This is a genomic window from Syntrophorhabdaceae bacterium (genome assembly GCA_035541755.1).
Classification (GTDB): domain Bacteria; phylum Desulfobacterota; class Syntrophorhabdia; order Syntrophorhabdales; family Syntrophorhabdaceae; genus PNOF01.
This window is the reverse complement of record DATKMQ010000095.1, coordinates 1-7,939: the sequence shown is the minus strand read 5'-3', so window position 1 is coordinate 7,939 and position 7,939 is coordinate 1. Positions and strand designations below refer to the sequence as shown.

Below are 7,939 nucleotides of genomic sequence, written 5' to 3'. Positions count from 1 at the left end.
TAAGAGGATAATTGAATTCAACCATTTTCTCGAGGTCCATGTGGGTCTTCACGGGTCCGCCCAACTTGAGTTTGTCATAGGCCACGTTCGTGGCAAGTTCACCTGCCAAGGACCAGTAACTCTCCAGATACTGTCCATGCGTAACCAGAACACTGGTACTATCGTCGAACACGATATAAAGATTTGGATAGGCAAAGTAGAAAACGGTTTTGGGATCGGTAATATTGTCGAGAAACATCCCACCATAAGAGTCCTCACCCGGAGCGGTATTCACGGTTGTGTTGCGAAGCCAAAATCCTCGGCTTCCGTGTCTTAAATCCAGTATTCCGGGGACAGAGTGCTGGTACTCTTTTGGAAGCTGTGCCGGCTTATGGTTGAATCTATTGATGACCGATCTTTCATGTTGAACAATGTGCCAGACGTCCGCGTCGTGATTGCCGGCCACGTAGACCACAGGCCCGTAACTGTTCTTCTTTGATGAAGAAAGCTTAACTAGTTTATCTTGCCTTATCCAATCAAAGAAGTTTTTGCCGTGGCGGTAGGCTTTTTCGTAACTTGCAACGGAAAAGTCAAACACGTCCCCCACCACAATAAGGTAATCATTGTCTTCACCAACGGCTTTTGCAAACTCTCGGTATTTGTCGCTGCGACTGATGTTGCCTTGTTTATCCTCATCTAGTAATACGCATTTATCGTAGCCGAAATGCATATCTGAAACGATCGCGAATTTCATAGTGTCGCCCATGCTGTTCCTCCCGTTGATTGCTTTTGGGCTGTGGCTGTGAGGTTTGATTGGGCTGTGGTTTCTGTATCGACTGCTTTCGACAACAATATACCCACTCGGGTGGCTTTTCTGAGAGCTCGGAAATTGTTGCGTTGACCAATTTCCCTGCATTGGCAGATAAATCCCCACTACACGGGGCCCTCCTGCTCGTTCGCTTTGTGTTACGTCAATGGCGAAGGAGGTTATGATCTATTCACATGGTTGCACCTGCGCAAGGTCCTGTCAAGTAAAACTTCCTCTTGGACGCTCCTTTAGGACCCCTCGCCATAATTGCCGTGTGTAACCGTGTACTGATACGAAAAAGAGAAGTTGGTGATTCCAGGAAGAAGTTCTTGACGATCTTGGCGCACAAATGACAGGACCGCAGCGTTGGGCCGTTGGCTCGCCAGTACTCGGGGTAATCCTCGACAGGAGAGGGGATAAAATAACCGAACCTCTGTCTGTAGAGGAAAAAGTAGAGCTTGGCCTTCGTACGACTGCACTTTATTGTTATGTTTCGCCCTTCGTTCTCAGCCCTTGATCCTTGATCCATGCTCCCCGAGTATGATCGCCATTGCCTTGAAGTAATCGCGCCTCACCTTTGTATTTGAAATTTTGGCATACCGCTGGGTGCTTGAAACGCAGCTGTGGCCCATAAGCTGTTGAACCGTCGGCAGCATTGCATCCGCATTCAACAACTGTGTTGCCATAGTGTGACGAAAACGATGGCATGATACGGACACTCCGGTGTTCTTCGCATATTTCTCTATTCGTTTTTGGATACCGCGAATCGATAGCGGTTTGCCTCGGTAAAGGCCTTTCTGAACCAAGAACACCGTCCGTGCCTTTGATGGCGGCCTCGTCTGCATATATGCGTGCAGGGCATCAACTGTATCGTCGCTCATGTAGACAATCCGATCTTTTCGAAACTTGCCGTTCAGAACAAGGATACTTTTTCTTTCGAAGTCTATCGCCGGAAAGGTGAGATTTGCCACTTCTCCGACTCTCAAACCTGATCGCAGCATCAACAGTAATATCGCACGATCCCTCTTATGAGTGACGTGTCGCAAAAGTATCTTCAATTCCTGATCCTTAAGAAACCTCGGTAAGGGCTTGGGCAGTATCTGCTTATACTCGTTTTTCACGGGATTGACGATACCCTTTCTCTCTTCGAACGTGAGATAGTCGTAGAACTTCCTGATCCCGTCGAGGTAGCTGTTTATCGTCTGCGGTCTCAGCCTTCTGTGGTGAAGAAAACCTACGTATTCACCCATGACGTCACAGGTCACTTCGTTGATCGACACGGTCACCCAGTCAAGGAAAACCTGGACGATGAATGCATAGCTCCTGACTGTGGTCTTCGAATAGTTTACTCTCTTCAGAAAACGTCTATATCTGGTAAGCAGTTCGGTAGGATCCATCGATGTCACCCCTTTCAATTATTTTCATGGCCTCGAAGTAATCCTTTTCGAGTGCCTTGTCTGTCAGTCGCGCGTATCTTCGCGTTACCTCAATATCCGAATGGCCCATAAGAATTTGAAGCGACTCGAGGGGCATTCCGGCACACAGCAATTCACTGGCGAAAGTATGCCTCAAACTATGCAGCGTGTATCCCTTTCGCACAAGACGGGCACTTCTGAGACAGTTGGCAAAGCTGGACCGGGCGGTTGAATAGCTCATGCTCGTCTCGCCACGCGCGTAGAGTAGGAATTTTGTATTGGCCTTTCGTGCTTTCATCCATTTCCGAACTGCCTTGCAGGCGTCCTCGCCCAGGTAGGTGATTCTTCCGTTTCTGGTCTTTGCACTTTCGTGTATTGTTACCGTGTGTTTCCTGAGGCTGATGTCCTCAAGCCTCAGGGCGAGTAGCTCAGAAATACGCATGCCGGATCGTAACAGCATCAGGATCATGCATTTATCCCTCGGGGTGAATCTCTTCCGAAGCAATCTGTTTACATCATCCGGCTCAATTGCTCGCGGCAAGGTGCGCCAACTGTTCGACGTCCTAGGCCTTGCGAACTTTTTCTTTCTCCACCATCTTGCTGGCATGTTCTCTTTCATCGCAGCTCCTTTCAGTCGGTTTTTTTGCATGATGCCTGCATGCGATAGGGAAAGCAAGAGAGTCTTTCGCGGCAGGTTAAATTAGGCAACACTGACGAAAGTGAAATGACGGAACACGATAGACAGTCCCCCGCCTGTATTTCAAGGCTGCGCAAACAATTCCAAATAGGTAGCCATCATGAAGAGCGGACCCTACATTATGAATAATGGGCCAACCCCACGATGCTGTCTGTATTTTGAGTAAGCTAACGAAAAGCATGAAACCTGGCCCTGTAATAGTGATATCACGATGATCGTAGACGACAGCATCATCGAAGATTTTCTGAACTGTAAGTACAAGGCTTACCTGCATGCATTGAAAGGTCCAGCCAGGGACACGGAATATGGGTTCATTCAACACATTGAGACAGAAAGATACAGGCAGCTTTATGTTGATCATATGAAAGCCGCCGGCTTCAGCCCGGATACGAACGCTGGCTCAGCATCGCATCTGGAATCAACTGCCGTTCCCGACCGTAACCTATTCCTCCAGCCATCTGCCGCGGGTGATGGGTACCATATTACCCTTGATGCACTGATGCTCGGCTCCGGTAAACGTAAAGGGCGATTCCAGGTGGTGGCGATAATGACTTCTCCCAAGGAACAGGTGACGGTTCAGGATAAATTGGGCCTGGCCATGAGAATGATGCTGTTCGATAGGGCTGGACAGCCGATTGACCTCGGAAGAATGGTCCACGGCAGGGAGTTCAACCACACGGTTGTCAGGCATGAGACACACCAGAAGACAGTGAAAAAGCTCATAAGGGAACTGACGAGGCTCGTAAACACCATGGAAGAGCCGATGCTCTATAGGCACTCGCACTGCCGCATATGTTGTTACGCGCCCCACTGCCTCAAAAGACTAACCGAGAAAGACCACCTGAGTCTCGTCACTGGATTAACTTCTCGAGAAATAGAGGAAAAGACTAGTAGAGGCATCTTTACGGTTCACCAACTCGCCTATGCCTTTCGGCCCAAAAAATTTAAGGCGATGCAGGAGAAAAGAAAAAGGTTTTCCCCTGAACTGAAAGCGCTGGCAGTCAAGGACAACAAGACGTTTGTTTACCAAGTGCCTGACATTCATTCCCAAGGAACAGAGATTTACCTCGATTTCGAAGGTCTTCCCGATGAGCAGTTCGATTATCTCATCGGTATCGTGGTGAGAAATGGGGACAGCGAGACCAGGTCCTCGCTCTGGGCAAATGGCAAGGAGGAGGAAAAACGGATCTTCGAAGACCTGATTTCGATTCTCCTTGCTCATCCAGCTTCTCGCATCTATCACTACGGCAGTTACGAAATGCGCTCTCTTTCGCGGATCTTTAAAGACCATGGTTTCAGCGCATCCGTGCTGTCCGACATCAACGACCAGGCGGTGAACCTTCTTACCTATTTTCACCAGGGCGTGTACGTGCCGACCTATACCAACGAGCTCAAGGATGTAGGACGGCACTGCGGATTCACATGGAGTCATAAGAAGGCATCAGGAATCCAGAGCATCGTATGGAGAAAGCGCTGGGAAATGACCGGCCGCACCCGCTATAAAAAACTCGTTATGCAATACAATATCGAGGATTGCGAGGCGCTCGTCCTTGTAAAAAACTGGCTTGCAAGGCTCCACGAGCGGATGGAGACGAACGCCGGCCGATTTGAACGGGTCGATTGGCTCCCATCAAAAGCCCAGTTCTATTTTGGTACGAATCACTTCCTTATCCCGGATTTTGAAAAGATAAACGACTGTGCCTACTTCGACTTTCAGACCAAGGTGGTCCTGCCGAAGACGAACCCATCGTTTGAGAGGCGCAAGAAGGGGGTGCGAAGCAAAGCATCCCGGAAACCGAAGGTGAACGTACAGACGCAGGTGGTGTTCCCTGAGGCCTGTCCCTATTGTGGTTATGATCGCTTCTACCGGCATGTTGTGTACCAGAGGCGGATTATCGACTTGCGATGGATGAAAGACGGCATAAAACGATGGGTCACCCAATACCGAACCGGAAATCTGCGCTGCATCAGGTGCCGAAAGATCACGACTCCGGAGAAGCTTCACCCAGCACGCTTCGGACGGAATGTTTTTCTCTGGGCGCTGCATCTGAATGTTACCTATAGGCTGAGCTTCGAGGCCGTCAAGAGACTGCTGGCGGAGACATTCGGTATAAAGCTCACCAGGGCGGCCATTCACCGGTACCGGGGGGTCCTCGCGGAGGAATATCGCTGCGCCTACGACGAGATTCTAGAGGATATGGTGAAGGGTGATTTGATCCAGATCGATGAAACACAGGCGAAGACGGGAAGATTTGATGGCTACGTGTGGGTATTCGCGACCCGCAGCAGCGTCTATTACCGGTACCGCCCGTCGAGAGAGGCGGGCTTCTTGAAAGACGTATTAATCAACTTTAACGGTGTACTGGTATCCGACTTTTACTCCGGGTACGACTCACTTCCGTGCGCACAGCAGAAATGCCTCATCCACCTCATCCGTGACATAAATGATGATCTGCTCAAGAATCCTCTCGATGCGGAGTTAAGGGAGATGTCAACGAGGTTTGGAGGCCTCCTTGGGTCTATCGTTGATACAATAAACCGTCACGGCCTGAAGCGGAAATACCTTGTCGCGCACAAGCAAAAGGTTGAACGGTTTTTCCAGGAGATCACAGAGCAGGATTATCTCTCCGCGTTTGCCATCAAATACCGGGAGAGATTGATGAGAAACCAAGAGAGGCTCTTCACCTTTCTCGATAAGGATGGGGTACCGTGGAATAATAACAACGCCGAGCATGGCATAAAGCATTTTGCGAAATATAGAAGAAGTGTACCCGGTCTCATTTCTGTGAAGCGATTAGAGGAACATCTGGTTTTCCTCAGCATTTTTCAGACCTGCGAATATCGTGGTTTGAATTTTCTGGACTTCCTCAAGTCAGGCCAGAGAACTATATCCGATTTCGAGAAGCTGTTAAGTGAGCAAAACACGCGCCGTCAACCTGCTCATAGGCGCAAGGATGATGCTATAAGCCTCTGCGGAACTCCGCACATAATGACAGAGGCCTAATGATAATGCCTTTGTTCAGCACTATCTCCCCTGTCCATTCTTGTCTATACCGAGATGTTGTTTCAAGATGGCTCTTTTCGCCCAATCAGAGATTATCTGAATTAGTCGATCTCATCATTTGTCTTTGTGCATGCGAAAGCCGATGGGTCTTTTCTTCGGCAACTCGGGAGGTGTCATCAGTTGTTTGATAGCCTCTATGATGAGGCGAATTTGATCATCATGGACCGTGAGCTTTTTCTCCAGCTCGGTAAGTTTTGCAGCGAGTTCCTTGTGCGTCGCGAGAAGCGTGCGGAGCCGGACGAACGCGCGGACTACGAACACGCTCATCTCCACGGCTCTCGGCGTGCTGAGGACTGATGCTGCCATGATAGCTCCATGTTCGGTAAAGGCATAAGGCAGCTTACGACGCCCACCCCAACTTGATGTCGCAAAATGCGACTTCAAGTTTTGCATCTCCTCAGCGGTAAGCTGGAACATAAAATCAGAAGGGAAACGTTCGATGTTGCGGCGGACCTGCTCATTCAGACGTTTAGTCTCGACGCCGTAAATCTCCGCCAGATCCGAATCGAGCATGACTTTCTGATCCCGGATCACCAGAATTACTTTTTCGATTGCCTCAGCTGGTATCAAAGATATTTTTTTGGACATGTCGTAACCCCTCATGATGTCGCAAAATGCGACTTCAATTGCGCATAGCGCAGCGACCTTCCTCGCATTCTCATATTGCCTGCTAATCTACTAAAGGGATGTGGTTTTCCTCACACCAGGATCGTAGGGCCGCTTGCTCTCGCTCGTGCTCAAAACCATACCAGTCGTCCAACAAATCCTTCGCTGTCAGGAAGTCCTTGAAACGACTGTAGGCTCCTCTTCGTTTGAACATGTCGCGAACCCGTCCATAGTCATCGGGCAGGCTGCGTTCCACGAATTCAAAGACGAGCGACTGTCCCAAACCGAGATCGTTCTTATGGGGAATCTCTATCAGCTGATCCCAATCCACTTCCTGACCCTCAATCTCGTCAATATCCGCCATCTCTGATTGGTAGGATATCTCTCCGGTCTCGAGGTTGAGATACGCCGCATGCTCACCATAGGAAGCTGAACCAACAAAAAGAAAAGCATTTTCGATATCGCCGAACTTCACGCCGGCCATTTTGTCTCCAGCAGTCTTACCATACCACGCAGTGCAGGTCACTCGCAATCGGCACGTCCTGAAGAGATGCGTAGTCCTTGTTGAGGAGTCATCGCTTCAACCGTCAGCGGAGTCCTCCTGACCATTGTGTGAGAATGATCATGTATCAACAGCATCACGCCTTTATCGGTTACATGATTACCACACAAATGAGGCAGAACCACGAACGGCGGCTCGTTGCTGCATTACAGGAAGCAATTTTTTGCAGGGCCAAGGCCGTTTAGTAGCTTGAAAAAGAATAACATAGGGCACCGTATGTTATTTTTCTGCCCAAAAGGTCCTATCTGTGCCTCGTTCAAATAGAAAGAGAACATAAAGGAATCAGGTGTGCCAGCTGCACCTGGTGCTTACGAAACGGCATCTACGACTGCCTTGGCCAAGGCCTCGATGGTGCCGTAAGCAAGATAAGGAAATACCGGTCTTCCGGCTATGACAGCGTAGTCGCCCACTTGTGGCTTTGGAAGGTACCCATCTCCGGGGTCGATCCAATTGCAGGGGCCTCTCAAGATTTTTAATGCCGATTGCGGGGCGCCCCTGCGACGCTCCACGGGGAGAGTCTCTGACCATTTCAAGCGGACGGTACCTCGTTGCGTACTGAACGTAACCTTCTTATAGTCGCTGCCCGTTACCACCACCGTAGTCTCAAACTTCCGAGATCTCATATCGTTCTCTATCGCTGACTTGAGACACTCATTCTGAAACCGAACTACGTTCATCGAATAGATGGTGCAGACAGCGCCTGCATAGTCAGCTAGGGTATCGCGGGAAAAAGGTGACTGTTCGATGGCAAGTGCCTTCCGAGCGGCTGTCTGGATTTCGGGAAACGTTGGTGTCCATTCGATCTTTT

7 protein-coding genes are annotated in these 7,939 nt (G+C 49.6%); 1 reads left to right on the top strand and 6 read right to left on the bottom strand.

Features of this window, described 5'->3' with window-relative positions; all coding sequences use genetic code 11:
- From VMT62_09430 to VMT62_09420, 3 genes are all read right to left on the bottom strand, one after another.
- On the bottom strand, nt 1-745 hold a 745-nt coding region (locus VMT62_09430), incomplete at its 3' end, for a metallophosphoesterase (GenBank protein HVN96638.1).
- 548 nt (nt 746-1,293) lie between these two features.
- Nucleotides 1,294-2,184: a tyrosine-type recombinase/integrase gene (locus VMT62_09425; GenBank protein HVN96637.1), complete on the bottom strand. Its 891-nt coding sequence runs from the start codon at nt 2,182-2,184 to the stop codon at nt 1,294-1,296.
- Complete coding sequence (locus VMT62_09420) at nt 2,153-2,809, bottom strand: site-specific integrase (GenBank protein HVN96636.1); 657 nt, start codon at nt 2,807-2,809, stop codon at nt 2,153-2,155. The genes VMT62_09425 and VMT62_09420 overlap by 32 nt, the downstream gene beginning before the upstream one ends.
- 301 nt (nt 2,810-3,110) lie before the next feature.
- Between VMT62_09420 and VMT62_09415 the strand changes: the two genes are divergently transcribed.
- Complete coding sequence (locus VMT62_09415; protein ID HVN96635.1) at nt 3,111-5,903, top strand: TM0106 family RecB-like putative nuclease; 2,793 nt, start codon at nt 3,111-3,113, stop codon at nt 5,901-5,903.
- A 114-nt stretch (nt 5,904-6,017) separates the two neighbouring features.
- On the opposite strand, the gene VMT62_09410 is transcribed toward VMT62_09415, so the two are convergent.
- The 3 genes from VMT62_09410 to VMT62_09400 form a co-directional block, all read right to left on the bottom strand.
- Complete coding sequence (locus VMT62_09410) at nt 6,018-6,551, bottom strand: ORF6N domain-containing protein (GenBank protein ID HVN96634.1); 534 nt, start codon at nt 6,549-6,551, stop codon at nt 6,018-6,020.
- A gap of 82 nt (nt 6,552-6,633) precedes the next feature.
- A complete protein-coding gene (locus tag VMT62_09405; GenBank protein ID HVN96633.1) occupies nt 6,634-7,053 on the bottom strand; it encodes a UPF0158 family protein in 420 nt (139 codons plus the stop codon).
- Nucleotides 7,054-7,439: 386 nt separating this feature from the next.
- A partial coding sequence (locus VMT62_09400; GenBank protein HVN96632.1) for a hypothetical protein occupies nt 7,440-7,939 on the bottom strand: 500 nt, incomplete at its 5' end.

Bases quoted from the DNA above. Each gene is read 5' to 3' on its own strand.
- VMT62_09425 (HVN96637.1), bottom strand. From the start codon at position 2,184: ATGGATCCTACCGAACTGCTTACCAGATATAGACGTTTTCTGAAGAGA.
- VMT62_09420 (HVN96636.1), bottom strand. From the start codon at position 2,809: ATGCCAGCAAGATGGTGGAGAAAGAAAAAGTTCGCAAGGCCTAGGACG.
- VMT62_09415 (HVN96635.1), top strand. From the start codon at position 3,111: ATGATCGTAGACGACAGCATCATCGAAGATTTTCTGAACTGTAAGTAC.
- VMT62_09410 (HVN96634.1), bottom strand. From the start codon at position 6,551: ATGTCCAAAAAAATATCTTTGATACCAGCTGAGGCAATCGAAAAAGTA.
- VMT62_09405 (HVN96633.1), bottom strand. From the start codon at position 7,053: ATGGCCGGCGTGAAGTTCGGCGATATCGAAAATGCTTTTCTTTTTGTT.